At 70.0% G+C, this 16696-nt stretch carries 17 protein-coding genes; 7 read left to right on the top strand and 10 right to left on the bottom strand.

The window, feature by feature from the left end; all coding sequences use genetic code 11:
- Positions 1-71: 71 nt before the first annotated feature.
- Positions 72-1259: a cation:proton antiporter gene (locus tag ACIBI5_RS17725; RefSeq protein ID WP_397247930.1), complete on the bottom strand. Its 1188-nt coding sequence runs from the start codon at positions 1257-1259 to the stop codon at positions 72-74.
- Between the two features lie 126 nt (positions 1260-1385).
- Positions 1386-1952 (bottom strand): TetR/AcrR family transcriptional regulator, encoded by a 567-nt coding sequence (locus ACIBI5_RS17720; RefSeq protein ID WP_397247928.1) that lies wholly within the window; start codon positions 1950-1952, stop codon positions 1386-1388.
- Between the two features lie 60 nt (positions 1953-2012).
- On the opposite strand from ACIBI5_RS17720, the gene ACIBI5_RS17715 reads away from it, so the two are divergent.
- Both ACIBI5_RS17715 and ACIBI5_RS17710 read left to right on the top strand, forming a co-directional pair.
- Entirely contained in the window at positions 2013-3146 is a 1134-nt protein-coding gene (locus tag ACIBI5_RS17715) for an FAD-dependent monooxygenase (RefSeq protein ID WP_397247926.1), read from the top strand.
- Positions 3147-3211: 65 nt separating this feature from the next.
- Positions 3212-4030: an NAD(P)H-binding protein gene (locus ACIBI5_RS17710; protein ID WP_397247924.1), complete on the top strand. Its 819-nt coding sequence runs from the start codon at positions 3212-3214 to the stop codon at positions 4028-4030.
- A 36-nt stretch (positions 4031-4066) separates the two neighbouring features.
- Here ACIBI5_RS17710 and ACIBI5_RS17705 read toward each other — a convergent pair whose 3' ends face one another.
- On the bottom strand, positions 4067-5119 hold the full coding sequence (locus tag ACIBI5_RS17705) for an alpha/beta hydrolase family protein (RefSeq protein WP_397247922.1): 1053 nt from the start codon (positions 5117-5119) through the stop codon (positions 4067-4069).
- Between the two features lie 108 nt (positions 5120-5227).
- Here ACIBI5_RS17705 and ACIBI5_RS17700 point away from each other — a divergent pair, with 108 nt between their 5' ends.
- Entirely contained in the window at positions 5228-6337 is a 1110-nt protein-coding gene (locus ACIBI5_RS17700; RefSeq protein WP_397247920.1) for a sensor histidine kinase, read from the top strand.
- Positions 6334-6981, top strand: a complete 648-nt coding sequence (locus ACIBI5_RS17695; protein WP_397247918.1) for a response regulator — start codon at positions 6334-6336, stop codon at positions 6979-6981. The genes ACIBI5_RS17700 and ACIBI5_RS17695 overlap by 4 nt, the downstream gene beginning before the upstream one ends.
- 7 nt (positions 6982-6988) lie before the next feature.
- Here the strand turns inward: ACIBI5_RS17695 and ACIBI5_RS17690 are convergent, their stop codons facing one another.
- The 6 genes from ACIBI5_RS17690 to ACIBI5_RS17665 form a co-directional block, all read right to left on the bottom strand.
- Positions 6989-7993, bottom strand: a complete 1005-nt coding sequence (locus ACIBI5_RS17690; protein ID WP_397247916.1) for an ABC transporter ATP-binding protein — start codon at positions 7991-7993, stop codon at positions 6989-6991.
- Positions 7990-8955, bottom strand: coding sequence for an ABC transporter ATP-binding protein (locus ACIBI5_RS17685; RefSeq protein WP_397247914.1), 966 nt, complete (start codon positions 8953-8955; stop codon positions 7990-7992). Before ACIBI5_RS17685 ends, ACIBI5_RS17690 begins: the two co-directional genes overlap by 4 nt.
- Positions 8952-9824 carry an ABC transporter permease gene (locus tag ACIBI5_RS17680; RefSeq protein ID WP_397247912.1) on the bottom strand — a complete coding sequence of 291 codons (873 nt, stop codon included), beginning with the start codon at positions 9822-9824 and terminating at the stop codon, positions 8952-8954. The genes ACIBI5_RS17685 and ACIBI5_RS17680 overlap by 4 nt, the downstream gene beginning before the upstream one ends.
- Positions 9821-10876, bottom strand: coding sequence for an ABC transporter permease (locus ACIBI5_RS17675; protein WP_397247910.1), 1056 nt, complete (start codon positions 10874-10876; stop codon positions 9821-9823). The genes ACIBI5_RS17680 and ACIBI5_RS17675 overlap by 4 nt, the downstream gene beginning before the upstream one ends.
- Entirely contained in the window at positions 10873-12687 is a 1815-nt protein-coding gene (locus ACIBI5_RS17670; protein ID WP_397247908.1) for an ABC transporter substrate-binding protein, read from the bottom strand. The genes ACIBI5_RS17675 and ACIBI5_RS17670 overlap by 4 nt, the downstream gene beginning before the upstream one ends.
- Before the next feature lie 113 nt (positions 12688-12800).
- Positions 12801-14435, bottom strand: coding sequence for an ABC-F family ATP-binding cassette domain-containing protein (locus ACIBI5_RS17665; protein ID WP_397247906.1), 1635 nt, complete (start codon positions 14433-14435; stop codon positions 12801-12803).
- Between the two features lie 58 nt (positions 14436-14493).
- On the opposite strand from ACIBI5_RS17665, the gene ACIBI5_RS17660 reads away from it, so the two are divergent.
- The 3 genes from ACIBI5_RS17660 (at position 14494) to ACIBI5_RS17650 (ending at position 16108) form a co-directional block, all read left to right on the top strand.
- Positions 14494-14862 (top strand): DUF2809 domain-containing protein, encoded by a 369-nt coding sequence (locus ACIBI5_RS17660; protein ID WP_397247904.1) that lies wholly within the window; start codon positions 14494-14496, stop codon positions 14860-14862.
- A 132-nt stretch (positions 14863-14994) separates the two neighbouring features.
- Positions 14995-15606, top strand: coding sequence for a Pr6Pr family membrane protein (locus ACIBI5_RS17655; RefSeq protein WP_397247902.1), 612 nt, complete (start codon positions 14995-14997; stop codon positions 15604-15606).
- Positions 15581-16108: a type 1 glutamine amidotransferase domain-containing protein gene (locus ACIBI5_RS17650; RefSeq protein ID WP_397247900.1), complete on the top strand. Its 528-nt coding sequence runs from the start codon at positions 15581-15583 to the stop codon at positions 16106-16108. The genes ACIBI5_RS17655 and ACIBI5_RS17650 overlap by 26 nt, the downstream gene beginning before the upstream one ends.
- On the opposite strand, the gene ACIBI5_RS17645 is transcribed toward ACIBI5_RS17650, so the two are convergent.
- Complete coding sequence (locus ACIBI5_RS17645; RefSeq protein ID WP_397247898.1) at positions 16101-16640, bottom strand: AAA family ATPase; 540 nt, start codon at positions 16638-16640, stop codon at positions 16101-16103. The genes ACIBI5_RS17650 and ACIBI5_RS17645 overlap by 8 nt on opposite strands.
- Positions 16641-16696: the final 56 nt, after the last annotated feature.

Raw genomic sequence — 16696 nt, 5'->3', positions numbered from 1 at the left:
GAGGATGCTAGGACGGATTTCGATTTTTCGCCTATGGACCGATCTATGGACCGATCTACGGCGCGGCTGAGCTAGGGCCGATACCTCCGGGCGGCGACGGGCGAGCCCAGCCCGTGCAGGACGACGCTGCCGAGCACAGTGATCACCAGTGCCGTCAGCACGAGAATGGCAACGTCGTCGTGCAGTTCGTTGAAGGCCAGGAGCCCGAACACGATCGACGTCGTCCCACGCGGCCCGAGCGACCCGATGAGCAGCCCTTCCTTGGCAGGCACTCCGGACCCGATGAGCGACAACATCACCGGCGCGATCCGCACCACTGTCAGCGCTGCCACGCAGAACACCAGCAGCCTCCAGTCCACACCTCCCCACAGCGCGAACAAGGCCGCCGTCCCGAAGACGAACCACATGACGACACCGAGCAAAAAGCCGATGTCGTCGATCAGTTCCATCTCCCGGCGCGTCTCTTCGCTCTGCCGTACGGCATGGAAGACGAACCCGCACACGAACGACGCGACGAACCCGTTGCCGCCGATGGCCACCGCGGTGCCGTACGTCAGCAACGGCGCCGCGACCACGACCAGCCGCTTCGACTGGGTGCTCATGAATCCCGCCCGTCCGGCGCGGCTCACCAAGAAGCCCAGCAGCGCCCCCAGCGCGAGGCCCACCAGGATCGCCTTCGCCGCCGAAGGCCAGGCCGAGCCCAGTGCGTCCCCCGGCGTCTGTGTCTTCGTGCCGTCTCCCGCCAGGACCAACGCGAAGAGGATGATCGGCGACACGACCCCGTCGTTGTATCCGCCCTCCACGTTGAGCACGTCTTTCACCCGCGCCGGCAACCGCGGATCCCGCAGAATCGCCTGCGCGGGCGCGTAGTCGGTGGGCATCACCACACACGCGATCACCAGCAGCACGGGCCACGCCACCTCCGGCAGCAACCACCACCCCATCGCCACGGTGAGCGCCAGGCTCAAGGGCAGCGCGATCAGCAGAACCCGTAGCGCCGCCCCGGGACTGCGGCCCAACATCCCGTCCTGGACGTCGGCCGCGTCGATGAACAACAGCACCGCCAGAATGATCTCCGCCGCCCGCAACGCCGCGTGCGTGTTGAGCGTCTCCCCGATGCTGTCGCGAACCGTCAGTCCCACGAGCGCCCCCGCCACCACCGCGACAACGGGCGCGGTGAGCCGCCATTGCTCGAACTTCCCGGCCATCAGGGACCAGACGACGAGTGTGGCGCCAACGGCGATGATCGAGGAAATCACGACCGGTATCGTCGCAGGTCCGCCTCCTGATCTCAGCGCGCCGCACGGTACGCCGCGAGCTCGGCGGGACTGAGCCGGAGTCCTGCGCCCGTCAAAGCCGACGGCAGCCCATGAGACGGCGCATCCCTAGGACACGATCGAGCGAAGGGCCGTGACGACGTCGCGGCCCTTCATCGCGCTCGCGGGGTCGAGCAGCCACTGGCCCAGCAGCCCGGTCAGCATGGCCTGGTAGAACGTGCCGACCAGGCGGGCGCGCTCCGGCTCGGCGGCCGGGTCGATGCCCTGGAACAACTCCGCCAGCCCCGTACGCGCCTCGCCCATGACGCCGATCAGCTGGGCGCGCACCTCCGGCAGATGGTCGATCTGCCCGAGCAGGTCGAACTGCGTGACCCAGAGCGGCCGCATCCGCTCGAACGATTCCACGACCCGGTCCCAGGCGCTCTCGAAACGTTCGAGCGGGGTGACGTCCGGCTTGAGGTCGGCGGTGAGCGTGGCCCCGAGCTCGTCGCCCCATTCGCGCATGACGTCGAACAACGCCTCGTTCATGAGTGTGTCCTTCGAGCCGAAGTGGTAGCCGATCGCGGCCAGGCTCACACCCGAGGCGTTGGCGATGTCGCGCGCCGTCGTGCGCGAGTAGCCCTTCTCCAGCAGACAGCTCTTGGCACCGGCCAGCAGTTCCTCGCGATTTCCCATGGCAGAAGATTAGCACAAACGTCTTGCACAAGCGTCTAAGACAAGTGTACCGTTCAGGACATGACGAACATCCTGATCTCCGGCGCCAGCGTCGCCGGCACCGCGACCGCCTACTGGCTGCGCCGCCACGGCTTCACCGTCACCGTCGTCGAGCGGGCCACCGAGATCCGCAAGGGCGGCTACAAGGTCGACATCCGGGGCGCCGCGCTCACCGTGATCGAGCGGATGGGACTGCTGGAGGCCGTCCGGGCGCACAGCACCGAGATGACGATCGCGACCAACTACGACGCCCGCGGCCGGGTCATGGCCACCATGGACGCCGACCTGTTCGGCGGCCGACAGAAGGACGACGCCGAGATCATGCGCGGCGACCTCACCGAACTGCTCTACGAGCTGACCCGCGACGAGGTGGAGTACGTGTTCGACGACTCCATCACCGCCATCGACGAGGACGGGACCGTCGCCTTCGAGCGCTCGGCCCCGCGCCGCTTCGACTACGTCGTGGGCGCCGACGGCGTGCACTCCAACGTCCGCGGGCTGGCCTTCGGCGAGGAGAAGCGGTTCGCCCGCGACCTCGGCTACCAGATCGCGATCGCCACCGTGCCCAACCACCTGGGCCTGGATCGCGAGGAGGCGGTGCACCTGGCGCCGGGCCGTACCGCCAACGTCTACAGCACCAAGCAGGACGGCGACGCCAAGGCGCTGTTCATGTGGTCGGGCGAGCAGGACGTCCACGAGGCCTTCGCCGGGGTCGGCTGGGAGGTGCCCAGACTGCTGGAGGCGGTGCGGCGGTCGGACGACTTCTACCGCGACACGCTCACCCAGATCCACATGGACTCCTGGTCGAAGGGGCGCGTGGTGCTGGTCGGCGACGCCGGTTACTGCGCCTCGCCCGCCTCCGGCCAGGGGACCAGCCTGGCGCTGGTCGGCGCGTACGTCCTGGCGGGCGAGCTGGCAGGCGGCTCGCTGGAGGGCTACGAGCGCGAGATGCGGCACTTCGTCGAGGAGAACCAGAAGCTCGGCCCGACGAACATCAAGGGCATCGTCCTGGCGTCGGCCGGCATGATCTGGTTCCAGCTCAAGATGATCAAGCTGCTCCCCCGCCTGCCCTGGAAGGACGCGATGATCGACCGCATCGCGGGCGGCATCGGCCGGGCGGCCAACGCCATCTCACTGAAGAAATATGTGGAATAAAGCGTTCCGTTCTGTTAGAGTGATATCAGAACGTTCCGTTCCACACTCTTCAGAAGGAGCTTCCCATGACTTTCCTCGTCACCGGCGCCACCGGTACGGTCGGCCGCAACGTCGTCGCCGAGCTGCTTGAGGCCGGCCACCAGGTGCGGGCGCTGACCAGGAACCCCGAGAAGGCCGGGCTGCCCGAGGGCGTCGAGGTCGTCGCCGGCGACCTCGCGCAGCCCGAGACCCTCGACGCCGCCTTCGCCGGCGTCACCGCCGTCCACCTGATCAACTTCGCCGGCGACAACTACGAGCCGCTGGAGAACGGCGACCTGATCGTCAAGCTGGCCGAGAAGCACGGCGTACGGCGGGCCACCGTCCTCGGCGGCCGCGCCGACGGCCCCCTGGAGCAGGCGCTGACCGGAAGCGAGCTGGAGTGGACGCTGCTCAGCCCGGTCGAGTTCATGTCCAACACCAAGCAGTGGTGGGCCGAGACGGTCCGCGCCGGCGAGGTCATCAAGGAGCCGTTCGGCGGGCGGCTCAGCGCGATGGTGCACGAGCGCGACATCGCCGCCGTGGCGGCCAAGGTCCTTGTCGACGGCGGCTACGACGGCCAGGAGCTCGTGCTGACCGGCCCCGAGGCGGTCACGACCGAGGAGAAGGCCCGCCAGCTCGGCGCGGCGATCGGCAAGGAGGTCGCCTTCGAGGAGCTGACCGAGGCCGGGGCCCGCGAGATGTGGGCCGCCAAGGGCATGGGCCCGGAGCTGATCGAGTTCCTGGTCGACGCCCTCGGCAACACCCCCGAGATCGGCTACACCGTGGTCGACACCGTCGAGCGCGTCACCGGCCGCCCGGCGCGTTCCTTCGCCCAGTGGGCGCAGGAGAACGCGGCCGCTTTCTGAGCCGCCGGGGGCTCTCCGCGGAGAGCCCCCGCTCACCTACTTCCAGCGCTTCACCGCGGAGTCTTCCGGCCGGTCCAGCAGCGGCGCCTTCTCGCCGCGCAGGTGCCTGTCCAGGAAGGCTCCTACGTATGTCCGGGTCAGCAGGAGTCCGCGGGTGCCGCCGATCTCGGAGTCGGGCAGGCCGATCTGCGGCTGCAGGACGCCGTAGTCGGTGAAGCTCGCGTGCACGCTGCCGTCGATCGTCAGCCAGCGCTTCCAGCCCGTCATGTTCGCGAACGCCTGGCCCCAGGTCGTGTCCTTGCCGGCCGGCTCGTGCGAGGCGGGGTTGCCGAGCAGCAGGAACGGCCGCGCGAGCCGCCCGGGAACCGGGTTGAACGTGCCGTCCAGGTTGACGCCCGCCCTGATCCGCCGGTCGGCGAGCATCGCGTGCGCGGTGGTGTTGCCGCCGGCCGACATGCCCACCATCGCGACGCCGCCCACCCGCCACCGCTTCTTCACCTCGTCCAGCACGAACCGGACGTCCTTCACCCGGCTCGCGGCCACCTTCGCCAGGTCCTGGCCCTTGACGCAGGCCAGGCAGGTCGTGGTCCGGCCGTCGGGGAAGGTCGCGACGGCCTCGTAGGTGTGCTCGACCGCGGCCACGAGATAGCCGCGGCTGGCGAAGTCCTCCGCCAGCGTGGTCATCGTCGCCCTCGGCCAGCTGAACCCCGGCGACATCAGCACCAGCGGCAGCCGCCCCCTGCGCGGCACGGCGTCGGTGGTGGCATGCGTCTTCGTCCGCGAGAGGATCTCCGGCGGGACCTCGGGGAACTGCTTCAGGATCAGCGCCGACTCCTCCGGGCTGACGTAGCGCACCGGCTTCCCGCCCGCCTTCCTGGCCGGGTACCAGACCGAGACCAGCAGCTCGCGGCTCTTGGCCGCGGGGTTCCACGGATCGGGCCGGGAGGAGTCCACGAGATGCAGGGTCGACAGGCCCACGGGGGCCTCGCCGGTGGGCCGCGGCAGCTCAGGCGTGGTGGCGGCCTGGGCGGCGGTGCCGTTCGCGAGGGTCAGCGCGGCGGCGGTCACGAGGGTCAGGGTGCGTTTCATGGCCCCAGACTCGCGGTGACCCGCCCGCTCACGCCCGCTGCGAACGTCGATCGGCACCCCCTACTTTCGTCGTCATACGCGCAGGTCAACCGGCCATACCCTCGAAGCATGCCCCGTGTCCTCCTCGGCCTCGCGATGTTCGCGCTCTCGCTCGGGCCCGCCACCGGTCAGCTCGGCGTGGCCTCCGGGCTGCCGTTGCCTGTGCTGCTCGCGATCGCCGGCGTCGCGGCCGTCGCCGCCTGGCACGCCCCGCGCGCGTGGTGGCCGCTGGCCGTCGTGGGCGCGGCGGCGTACGCGGGGCTGGGGATCTGGCCGCCGATCATGCTGGCCTCCTACTACGCGGGCGCCAGCCTGCGGCGCGGCCGTGACGTCGCCGCCTACCTGGGCGCCGCCGCGCTCGCCGTGGCTCTGTCGGTCGCGATCGGCCGGGCGGTCGGCGGCGAGCGGGAGATGGTGACGGCCACGCCGGTCAACGCGCTCTTCATGGCCCTGCTCACGATCGTCGTGCCGCTGCTGGCCGGGCTGTGGATACGGGCGCGGGCCGAGGTACGCGCCGCCGCCCGCGAGCGCGCGGAACGCCTGGAGCAGGAGCAGGTCATGCGCGCCGAGCGGGCCCGCGCGCACGAACGCGCGCGCATCGCCCGTGAGATGCACGACGTCGTCGCGCACCGCGTCTCGCTGATGGTGCTGCACGCCGGCGCGCTGGAGATGCGCGCCCCCGACGACGGTACGGCGCGGGCCGCCGCGCTGATCGGCGGCATCGGCAGGGAGGCGCTGACCAACCTCCGCGACGTGCTCGGCGTCCTGCGGCACGACACCTCCCGCGACCCCCAGCCCATGCTCGCCGACCTCGACCGGCTGCTCGACCAGTCCCGCGAGCTGGGCATCGAGGTGACCCGCCGGGACGAGGGCGAACGCCGTCCCCTGCGTGACGCGGTGGAGCGGACGGCGTACCGGATCGTCCAGGAGGCCCTCACCAACGTGCACAAACACAGCGGCGGCGCCCCGACGGCCGTGACCCTCCGCTTCGAGGGCGCGGACCTGGAGATAGAGGTACACAACGCCCGCCCGGCCCCGACGGCGCCGGCGACGACGCCGGCGCCGTCGGGGTGGGGCCTGGTCGGGCTGCGGGAGCGGGTGGAGCTGATCGGCGGCACGCTCGCGGCCGGCGCCGCACCCGACGGCGGCTTCCGGGTACGCGCCAGGATCCCGGCATGATCCGCGTCCTGGTCGTCGACGACGAGGAACTGGTCAGGTCCGGCCTGCGGATGATCCTGGAGGCGGCGGGCGGCATCTCGGTCGTCGGCGAGGCCCGCGACGGCGACGAGGCCGTCACCGCGGCGGCCAGGCTGCGTCCCGAGGTGGTGCTCATGGACGTGCGGATGCCCGGCACCGACGGCCTGGCCGCCGCCGCCCGCGTCCTGGCCGGGGAGCGGGCGCCGAAGGTGGTCATGCTGACGACGTTCGACCTGGACGAGTACGTCCACGAGGCGCTCCGGCTGGGCGCGGTCGGCTTCCTCCTGAAGGACACGCCGCCCAGAGAGCTCGCCGCTGCCGTCCGCACCGTGGCCGCGGGACAGGCCATGCTCTCGCCCACGGTGACCAGACGCCTGATCTCCGCCTTCGCCGACCGGGCTCCCTCACGCGCGGACCGGGCCCGCGAGCGGCTCGCCCTGCTCACCGGCCGGGAGGAGGACGTCATCCGCTGCCTGGCCCGCGGCCTGTCCAACGCCGAGATCGGCCGCGAACTCCACCTGACGGAAGCCACGGTCAAGGCCCACGTCAGCCGCGTCCTGGCCAAACTCGGCCTCGCCAACCGCGTCCAGGCCGCCGTCCTCGTCCACGACGCCGACCTGGGCTGACCTCGTATCAGGTGGTCAGAGCCGCGTAGTGGCAGGCCTCCTGCGCGCTGGGCACGGCGGGCAGGATCTCCAGCGTCTCGGTCCTGCACCTGGCCGCCACCCCGGCCTCCTCCGCCTTGCCCGAGGCCAGCACCTGGCAGCGCGCGTGGAAGCGGCAGCCGCCCGGGATGCGGGTCGGGTCCGGGGGCTCACCGGTCAGGATGACGCGTTCCGGCGACTCGGGCAGCACCGACATCAGCGCCTGCGTGTACGGGTGGCGCGGCGCGGTCAGGACCTGCTCGACCGGGCCGGACTCGACGATGCGGCCCAGGTACATGACCGCCACCCGGTCGGCGATGTTCCACGCGAGGCCCAGGTCGTGGGTGACGACCAGGGCCGACAGGCCGAGGTCGGCGCGGAGCCTGAGCATGAGGGCGAGGATCTCGCCGCGTACGGAGGCGTCCAGCGAGGCGACCGGCTCGTCGGCCACCAGGACGCGCGGGTTGAGCGCGAGCGCCCCGGCGATGACGACGCGCTGACGCTGGCCGCCGGACAGCTCGTGCGGGTAGCGCAGGAAGAAGCGCTCCGGCGGCCGGAGCCCGGCCCGTGACAGCGCCTCGGCGACGACCTTCTCCTCGTCGGGCAGGCCGTGGATGCGCGGACCCTCGGCGACCGCCTCGTACACGGTGTGGCGGGGGTTGAGCGAGCCGGTCGGGTCCTGCAGGACGAGTTGCACCTCGCGCCGGTAGGCCTTGAGCGAGCGGGAGTCGTAGGACAGGGACGCGCCGCCGTATCGGACGGTGCCGGAGCTCGGACGCTCCAGGCCGAGCAGCGTGCGCGCGAGCGTGGTCTTGCCGCAGCCGGACTCGCCGACCAGCGCGACGATCTCGCCCTCGCCGATGGCCAGGTTCACGCCGTCGACGGCGCGGGCGCGCCGCCCGCGCGAGGCGAAGTCCACGTGCAGGTCCTGCGCCTCCAGCAGGGTGGTGCGGGTGGCGGCCGTCCGCTCCACGGGCGTCTCGGTCTCGGTCATGACGCCTCCTTCACGTGCACGCAGGCAGCGGAACGGCCGGCGCCGGCGGACCAGAGCTCGGTGTCCAGGGTCGGGCAGGCCTCGACCGCCACCGGGCACCGGGGATGGAACGAGCAGCCGCCGGGCAGTTGCATCGGATCGGGCGGGTCGCCGCCGAGGCCTTTGGGCGCCATGCGGGAGACCGGGTCTCCGACGGTCGGGAAGGCGGCGGCCAGTGCCTTGCTGTAGGGGTGCTTGGCGTCGTGGAAGACCTCGTGGGAGGGGCCGTTCTCGACGATGCGGCCGGCGTACATGACGGCCAGCTCCCCGCACACATCCGCCAGGACCGACAAATCGTGAGAAATCATGATCAGGGAGATGTCCTGGGAAGCCACCAGCTCCTTGATCAACGTCAGCACCTGAGCCTGGACCATCACGTCGAGCGCGGTCGTCGGCTCGTCGGCGATGATCAGCCGGGGCTCGCAGGCCAGCGCCATCGCGATCATGATCCGCTGCCGCTGCCCGCCGGACAGCTCGTGCGGGTAGCTGCGCGCCCGCCAGGACGGCAGACCCACCTGGTCGAGCAGTTCGGCGACCCGCTTGCGCGCGCCCTCCGGCTTGGCCAGGCCGTGCACCAGCAGCGGCTCGGCGATCTGGTCGCCGATGCGGCGTACCGGATTGAGGCCGTGCTGCGCGCCCTGGAAGACGATCGACGCCTCCGCCCAGCGGACCGCCCGCAGGCGGCCCCACTTCATGGTCAGCACGTCCTCGCCGTCGAGCAGGATCTTGCCGGTGACGCGGGCGTCGGCGGGCAGCAGCCGCAGCAGCGACATGGCCAGCGTCGACTTGCCCGATCCCGACTCGCCCGCGACGCCCAGCGCCGCGCCCGCCGCCAGCTTCAGCGAGACCCCGCGTACCGCCGGAACCTCGCCCGAGGCGATCCGGTAGGTGACGTGGAGGTCGTCCAGTTCGAGCAGGCTCATCGCAACCTCGGGTTCAGCACGGCTTCCAGGGCCCGGCCGACCAGCGTGAACGCCATCACGACGGCGACGATGCACAGGCCGGGGATGACGATGTACCACCAGGCGCCGTTGGAGGCGGCGTTCCAGTCGTAGGAGCCGCGCAGCATGGTCCCCCACGACGTCCTGTTGGAGCTCACGCCGAGGAAGGCCAGCGTGGACTCGGTGACGATCGCGCTGGCCACCTCCAGCGTGGTGCTGGCCAGCAGCAGCGGCGCCACGTTCGGCAGCACGTGCCTGGTCATGATGTGCCAGTGCCCCGCGCCGAGCGCCTTCGAGCGCTCGATGTACGGCCGCGCCTCCACGGCCAGCGTCTGCGCCCTGATCAGCCGCGCCGTGGACGGCCACGCCGTGACCCCGATCGCCACGATGATCGTCGTCATGCTGCCGCCCAGGATGGCGGCCAGCACCAGCGCGGTCACCAGCGACGGCAGCACCAGGAACCAGTCGGTGACCCGCATCAGCGCGGCGCCGATCCAGCCGCGGAAGTGCCCGGCGGCGATCCCGATCACGGTGCCGATCACCATGGCGAGCACGGCGGCCAGGAACCCGATGAGCAACGAGGTCCGCGAGCCCCACCAGATCAGCTCCAGGATGGAGCGCCCGGACTCGTCGTTGCCCAGGGCGCTGTCCGTGCCGGGCGCGCCGAACCTCTTCCCGGTGTCCGAGACCACGCCGGTCACGCTTTCGTCGATGAACAGCGGCGCGATCAGCGCCAGCACGACGGCGACCAGCAGGATGGCCAGCCCGACGACACCGGCGGGCTGGCGGCGGAACGTGGTCCAGAACCGGCTGAACGCCATCTTCCTGCGCGTCCACGTGAGCGCGGTCATGCCGACCTCACCCTCGGGTCGAGAACGTGGTAGACCACGTCGGCCAGCGTGTTCATGAGGATCACCGAGACGCACAGCAGCATGAACGTGCCCTGCATCAGCGTGAAGTCCGGCACCTTGATCGCCCGGTAGAACAGCTGCCCGAGTCCCGGCCAGGTGAAGATGGCCTCCACCGTGACCGCGCCGCCCACGACGAAGCCGATGCGCATGAAGACCAGCGTCACGGTCGGCAGCAGGGCGTTGGGCACGGCGTGGCGGCGCCGTACCTCGTCGTCGCGCAGGCCCTTGGCCCGTGCGGTCGTGATGTAGTCCTGACCGACCTCGTCCAGCAGCGACGAGCGCATGACCAGCAGGTACTGGGCGTAGACGACGCCGACCATGGTGAGCACGGGCAGCACCATGTGCATGCCGACGTCCAGGACGTACGCGAAGCCGTCCGGGGCGTCCACGCTCTCGATGCCGCGGGTGGGGAAGATGCCCGGGATCGGGCCGATCCCGTTGCCCAGCGCCATGAGCAGCAGCAGCCCGAGCCAGAACGTCGGCACCGACCAGAAGATCAGCGAGGTGCTGGTGGAGAAGCGGTCGAAGCGGCTGCCGCGCCGCCAGCCCGCCTTGGTGCCCTGCCAGACGCCGAGGCCGACGGCGACCACCAGGGCCGTGCCCGCCAGGAGGATCGTGGCCGGCAGACGGTCCCAGATCAGGTCGAGGACCGGGCGCTTGTACTCGTAGGAGGTGCCCAGATCCAGCCGGAGCGTGCCGGTCAGGAAGTCGAGGAACTGGTCGAACAGCGGCTTGTCGAGCCCGAGCCGGCGGCGTTCGAGGTCGAGCTGGGCCGGTGTCATGTTCCTGCCCTGGGCCAGGGCCCGCACCGGGTCGCCCGGCAGCATGCGGAACAGGAAGAACGTACCGATGATCACCATGCCGATGCTGAGCAGAGCCCCGCCCGCCTTGACCGCCGCGTAGCGCAGCGTTCCCCGGTAGGCGGGGCGCTCGTCACCGGGACCCGCCGCCTGCTCGGCGGCGGGTTCGATGGCTTCGAGCGGAGCTGTCATTCGCGTTCGTCCGCGACGCCCTTGCGCCGCCTGACCAGGAAGAATCCGGCACCGCCGACCACGATGACCGCGGCCACGATGCCGATGATCAGGCCGGTGTTGGAGCCGCCGGCGCCCGAGCCGGAGGCGCCGGCCGCGGTGGCCTTGGCGTCCAGCGTGTAGAAGGGCCAGAAGCTGCTGCCGCCGTAGATGATGCCGTCGCCCTCGGGGATCGAGGTGACGCTGGTGATCGTGTTCTTGCGGTAGCCCTCAAGGTCGTTCGGGTAGTAGATGGCGATCACCGGAGCGTCGGTGTAGAGCTTCTTCTGCATCTGCTTGATGATCTCGGCGCGCTTGGGGCGGTCGAGCTCCTTCAGCTGATCCTGGTAGAGCTTCTCGAAGTCGGGGTTGCAGTAGAAGGACTCGGTGCCGCCGCCCTCGCCGGCCGCGTTCGGCCGCCGGCTGCACAGGTGCGTGGCCAGGACCTCTTCGGGGTCGGGGTTGACCGACCAGCCGCTGATCGCGATGTCGAACAGGCCGGTGACGCCGGTCTCCTCGGTGAACTTGCTGGAGTCGAGCCGGTTCGTGGTCAGCGTGATGCCGACCTCCTTGAAGAACCCGGTCAGGTACTCGGCCAGCTTGTCCTCGACGGGAGTGTCGGTGTGGATGCTGAAGCGGAACTCGAGCTTCTTCTTGCCGTCGGGCATCGTGCGGACGCCGTCGGCGCCCTTCTTGTAGCCGGCCTCGTCGAGGATCTTGTTGGCCGCGGCCACGTCGTAGGAGATCTTCTCCGCGCCGGCGGCCTCCCAGAAGAAGTCCGTGTACATCGGCGGCACGATCGAGCCGTCGGCCGGCTTGGCCAGGCCGTTCTGCACCTCGGCGACGAGCTTGGCCTTGTCGATCGCGTGGTGCAGCGCGGTGCGGACCTTCGGGTCCTTCAGCGCCGGGTGGCCGTCACCGACGGGCTTGTCGTCGGTGGTGGTGGCGCCGTGGTTGATCTGCAGGTACGCCGAGCGCCTGCCCTGCTTGTTCCACTGCTCGATGTTGGCGTCACCGGCGAGCGCCTCGAAGTCGGAGGGGGCGAGGCGGCCGATGAGGTCGATGTCGCCCTTCTTCAACCCGACGATCGCGGCGGCCGGGTTGTCATAGAAGATGACCTGCAGCTCGTCGATCTTGGGCTTGCCGCGCCAGTAGTCGGGGTTGGCCTTCAGCTTGACGTACTGGTCCTTCTTGTGTTCCGTCGCGATGTACGGCCCGCTGCTGACGGCCGGATACTGGTCGGCCTCGAACTTGGCGATGTCGGTGACCTTCTCCCACACATGCTTCGGCATGATCGGGATGGGGTTCTCCAGCATCGAGGCCTGCGGGGCCTTGAGCTTGATGGTGAGGTCCTGGCCCGAGGCGGTGACGCTCTCGAAGTTCTCGACGGCCGGGCCGTTGGCGGTCTTGGCCGCCTCGTCCGTCATGATCTTGTTGAAGGTCCAGGCGGCGTCGTCGGCGGTGACCGGCTTGCCGTCCGACCACTTCGCCTGCCGGATCTTGAACGTCCAGGTGAGGCCGTCCGGCGACGACGTCCACGATTCGGCCAGGTCGGGGCTGGGCTTCAAGGTCTTGGAGTCGGGGACCGTGAGGAAGCCGAACATCCAGCGGTGAACCGAGGTCGAGATCAGCCGGACCGCGAGAAAGGGATTCATCGAGTCGACGGCCTGGGTCGCGCCAACGCGGACGATCTTCTTCCCCGCCGCCGGTTCCTGAGCGAGGGCCATTTGACCCTGACCTGCTATGACAAGTGCCACGCTCAGCGCCGACAGGCGCGCGAGCCATCTCTTCATGTGTGCCTCACCTTCAGGCGGGGGGTTCCCTGTGTAGAGAAAGGCACACCATCCCGTAGTCGCGTGTCAACGAGTGGCGGAAAATTGTTTCATTCTCGTTTCCTGGAGCGGTGTTAATTTTCAAAGACCTGCCCGGCGTCGACCTTGAGATGGCGATCCACCTGCACGGCCTCCAGCATGCGCCGGTCATGGGTCACCAGCAGCAGTGTGCCGGGGTAGCTCGCCAGCGCCGACTCCAGCTGCTCGATCGCCGGCAGGTCGAGGTGGTTCGTGGGCTCGTCGAGCACCAGCAGGTTGACGCCCCTGGCCTGCAGAAGCGCCAGCGCCGCGCGGGTCCGCTCGCCGGGTGAGAGCGTCGCGGCGGCGCGCGGAACATGCCCCGCCCGCAGCCCGAACTTGGCCAGCAGCGTACGCGCCTCACCCGGAACCAGCCCGGCCTCGCGGGTGAAGGCGTCGATCAGCGGTTCCTCACCCACGAACAGCCCTCTGGCCTGGTCCACCTCACCGACCACGACGCCGGGACCCAGCGCCGCGTGACCCTCGTCCAGGGGAACACGGCCGAGCAGCGCGCCGAGCAACGTGGTCTTGCCCGAGCCGTTGGCCCCGGTGATCGCCACGCGCTCCGCCCAGCCGATCTCCAGGTCGACCGGGCCCAGGGTGAAGCCGCCCCGCCGGACCACGCCCTGGCGTACCGTGGCCACGACGGCGCCCGCGCGGGGAGCGACGGCGATCTCCATCCGCAGCTCCCACTCCTTGCGCGGCTCCTCCACGACGTCCAGGCGCTCGATCATCTTCTCGGTCTGCTTGGCCTTCGCCGCCTGCTTCTCCGTGGTCTCGATGCGGGCGTTGCGTCCGATCTTGTCGTTGTCGGGCATCTTGCGGCGGGCGTTCTTGACGCCCTTCTCCATCCACGCCCGCTGCGTGCGCGCGCGGGCCTCCAGCCCGGCGCGGGTGTCGGCATACTCCTCGTACTGCTCGCGCGCATGCCTGCGGGCCACCTCGCGCTCGTCCAGATAGGCCTGGTAGCCGCCCCCGTACAGGTTGACCTGCTGCTGGGCCAGGTCCAGCTCCAGCACCTTCGTCACGGTCCTGGCCAGGAACTCACGGTCGTGCGAGACCACCACGGTGCCCGCCCGCAGCCCCCGCACGAACGTCTCCAGCCGGTCGAGCCCGTCGAGGTCGAGGTCGTTGGTGGGCTCGTCGAGCAGGAACAGGTCATACCGGCTGAGCAGCAGGGACGCCAGCCCGGCCCGAGCCGCCTGCCCGCCGGACAGCGTCGTCATGGGCTGATCCAGATCGACCTTCAGCCCCAGCTCGGCGGCCACTTCCTCGGCCCGCTCGTCCAGATCCGCGCCGCCCAGCGACAACCAGCGCTCCAGGGCGACGCTGTAGAGGTCGTCGGCACCCGCGGCCTCCTCGACGATGGCCTGAGTGGCCTCGTCGAGGTCCTTCTGCGCCTTGGTCACGCCCGTACGCCTGGCCAGGAACGCCCTGACCGTCTCCCCCGGCCGGCGCTCCGGCTCCTGCGGCAGGTGGCCGACGACGGCCGTGGCCGGGCTCAGCCGTATCTCGCCCTCCTCCGGCGCGTCGATCCCGGCGAGCATCCGCAGCAACGTCGACTTGCCCGCGCCGTTGGCGCCGACCAGCCCGATCACGTCACCAGGACCCGCCACCAGGTCGAGCCCGGAGAACAACACCCGCTCCCCGTGCCCGGCGGCCAGGTTCTTCACTACCATCGTCGCGCTCACGTGCATTGATGCTAGCCAGCCGGGCGCGCCCCGGTCGAAGCCATTTAGGCTCTGGGGAATGTCCCGCCTGCCCACCGCAGTACTCGCCGCCGTCACCGTGGCCGCGGGACTGGGCGTACGCGCGCTGTTCTCCGGCCCCTTCGCCAAGTACTCCGGCGACGCCCTCTACACCGTGCTGATCTACCTGGTGATCGTCTTCATCCGCCCGCACGTGCGCCCGTGGATCGCCGCCCTGCTGGCCTGCGGGGTGAGCTGGGTCATCGAGTTCACCCAGCTCGCCGGCATCCCCGCGCTCCTGCGCCCGCTCCTCGGCAGCACCTTCAACCCACCCGACCTCTTCTGGTACGCCGCCGGCGCCACCCTGGCCGCGGCGGCCCATCACCTCGTCCTCCGCCGCGCGCCTTCAGGAGGCGGGGCCGACGCGTGAGTGCCGGGCCATTGGTTGTACCGATCCGCCGAATTGCGCGACGCTAAGGCCGGTGTTCATGCGTACCTTATGGCGAATCCTGCTGGTGGCCGCCGCACTCAGCCGAATTGCGCGACGCTAAGGCCGGTGTTCATGCGTACCTTATGGCGAATCCTGCTGGTGGCCGCCGCACTCACCGGAGTCGCACTCGCACTCGTCGAACTACGCGATCCCTGGGTGACGTTCACGGTGCAGAGCAACACCGTGCTGGCCGCCTACTACCTGTGGCTCCTGGCCGCCCGCCGCGAAGGCGGTCCCTCCGTCCGCGGCGCGGTCACCCTCTATCTGGTCGTGACCGGAGTCGTCGCCTTCTTCGCCCTCCCCCTGCCCCAGTCCGCCCGTAACCTGCTGCTCCACGGGGTCACGCCGCTGATGGTCCTGGTCGACTGGACCGCCTTCACGCACACCCGCCGCCCCGGCTGGGCCGACCCGTTCAAGTGGCTGGCCTTCCCCCTGGGATACGCGGTGCTGGTGTTGCTCACCGCCCCGGATCTACCGGTCAGAATGGCCCGCCGCCATCTGCGCCTGACCGAGATCGGCTTCTTCGACTATGTGCTGGCGGGGCTAGGATTCAGCGCCGTGTTCCTCACTGCCGGGTACGCGCTGATCGCCCTCACGCATATCTCCACCACACCCGGAAAGGGGGCCCAAAAAGGGAGAAATAACCATGCAGGGAAAGATGATCGCATTCCTCGCAGCCCCTGAAGGCGTAGAGCAGATCGAACTGCTCGACCCCTGGAAGGCCGTCAAGCAAGCCGGCGGCACCCCGCGCCTGATCTCCACCACCTCCGGCTCCATCCAGGGCTTCAACCACCTCGACAAGGGCGACGTCTTCGCCGTGGACGCCACCGTCGACGAGGTGAGCGCCGCCGACTTCGACGCCCTCGTACTCCCCGGCGGCGTGGCCAACCCCGACCTCCTGCGCACGGTCCCGCGGGCCGTCGACTTCGTCCGCGGCTTCTTCGACAGCGGCAAGCCGGTGGCGGCCATCTGCCACGCGCCATGGACCCTCATAGAAGCCGGCGTGGTCCGCGACCGCACCCTCACCTCCTGGCCCAGCCTGCGAACAGACCTGCGCAACGCCGGAGCCACCTGGGTCGACAAGGAGATCGTGGTGGACACCGACGCCCCGAGCACCCTCATCACCAGCCGCAAACCCGACGACCTCAAGGCGTTCTGCCACGCCCTGGTGGACGCGATCACCTGACGCGGGCCGCCGTCACCCGGCCAGCCAGAGCCGCGACGTCAACCGGACCCGTGGTGTCCACCCGATGCACAGGCCCGAGCGCGAGCGGTTCCGCCTGCCGTACCCAATGACGCCAGAGCTCATCGTCCACCCGGGAGTCAAGATGAATCGGGTGCCGCCCGGCACGCGCCCGATACCGGCGCAGGGCAAGATCCGGGGGAACGTCACACCAGACCTCCTGAGAAGCCGCCACACCCGCCCGCCGCAACCCGTCCACGACCACCGGACGAAGATCCCGCAACCAAGGACTCTCCAGTACGGCACCGCCGCACGCATCGGCCAGCAGAGTCCAGAGGGTCTCACCGGCGGCCTTACCGAGCCTGCGACTCCACTCGGCTCGGGATGAGCCGGGCGGGGCGGCGCCGAGCACGTCGGCCAGCGTCTCCTTCACCCGGTCCTTGCTGAGAAGAGGCAGCGCGAGAGCACCGGCCAGCGCTTGGGCCAACGTGGTCTTGCCCGAGCCGGGCAGGCCGTTCACGAGGACGACGAGCATGCCCGGATGCTAGATCACCGCCTCCCGTCGGAGCCGCATATGTGAAGATGTCCAGC

It is taken from the genome of Nonomuraea sp. NPDC050540 (assembly GCF_044457485.1).
Lineage (GTDB): Bacteria > Actinomycetota > Actinomycetes > Streptosporangiales > Streptosporangiaceae > Nonomuraea.
This window is presented reverse-complemented; position numbering and strand designations above follow the sequence as displayed.

What these genes read in the sequence shown, in the direction of transcription:
- ACIBI5_RS17700 (WP_397247920.1), top strand. Translation starts at nt 5,228, where the DNA reads ATGCCCCGTGTCCTCCTCGGCCTCGCGATGTTCGCGCTCTCGCTCGGG.
- ACIBI5_RS17680 (WP_397247912.1), bottom strand. Translation starts at nt 9,824, where the DNA reads ATGACCGCGCTCACGTGGACGCGCAGGAAGATGGCGTTCAGCCGGTTC.
- ACIBI5_RS17675 (WP_397247910.1), bottom strand. Translation starts at nt 10,876, where the DNA reads ATGACAGCTCCGCTCGAAGCCATCGAACCCGCCGCCGAGCAGGCGGCG.
- ACIBI5_RS17720 (WP_397247928.1), bottom strand. Translation starts at nt 1,952, where the DNA reads ATGGGAAATCGCGAGGAACTGCTGGCCGGTGCCAAGAGCTGTCTGCTG.
- ACIBI5_RS17645 (WP_397247898.1), bottom strand. Translation starts at nt 16,640, where the DNA reads ATGCTCGTCGTCCTCGTGAACGGCCTGCCCGGCTCGGGCAAGACCACG.
- ACIBI5_RS17705 (WP_397247922.1), bottom strand. Translation starts at nt 5,119, where the DNA reads ATGAAACGCACCCTGACCCTCGTGACCGCCGCCGCGCTGACCCTCGCG.
- ACIBI5_RS17690 (WP_397247916.1), bottom strand. Translation starts at nt 7,993, where the DNA reads ATGACCGAGACCGAGACGCCCGTGGAGCGGACGGCCGCCACCCGCACC.
- ACIBI5_RS17650 (WP_397247900.1), top strand. Translation starts at nt 15,581, where the DNA reads ATGATCGCATTCCTCGCAGCCCCTGAAGGCGTAGAGCAGATCGAACTG.
- ACIBI5_RS17695 (WP_397247918.1), top strand. Translation starts at nt 6,334, where the DNA reads ATGATCCGCGTCCTGGTCGTCGACGACGAGGAACTGGTCAGGTCCGGC.
- ACIBI5_RS17655 (WP_397247902.1), top strand. Translation starts at nt 14,995, where the DNA reads ATGCGTACCTTATGGCGAATCCTGCTGGTGGCCGCCGCACTCACCGGA.
- ACIBI5_RS17710 (WP_397247924.1), top strand. Translation starts at nt 3,212, where the DNA reads ATGACTTTCCTCGTCACCGGCGCCACCGGTACGGTCGGCCGCAACGTC.
- ACIBI5_RS17715 (WP_397247926.1), top strand. Translation starts at nt 2,013, where the DNA reads ATGACGAACATCCTGATCTCCGGCGCCAGCGTCGCCGGCACCGCGACC.
- ACIBI5_RS17685 (WP_397247914.1), bottom strand. Translation starts at nt 8,955, where the DNA reads ATGAGCCTGCTCGAACTGGACGACCTCCACGTCACCTACCGGATCGCC.
- ACIBI5_RS17670 (WP_397247908.1), bottom strand. Translation starts at nt 12,687, where the DNA reads ATGAAGAGATGGCTCGCGCGCCTGTCGGCGCTGAGCGTGGCACTTGTC.
- ACIBI5_RS17660 (WP_397247904.1), top strand. Translation starts at nt 14,494, where the DNA reads ATGTCCCGCCTGCCCACCGCAGTACTCGCCGCCGTCACCGTGGCCGCG.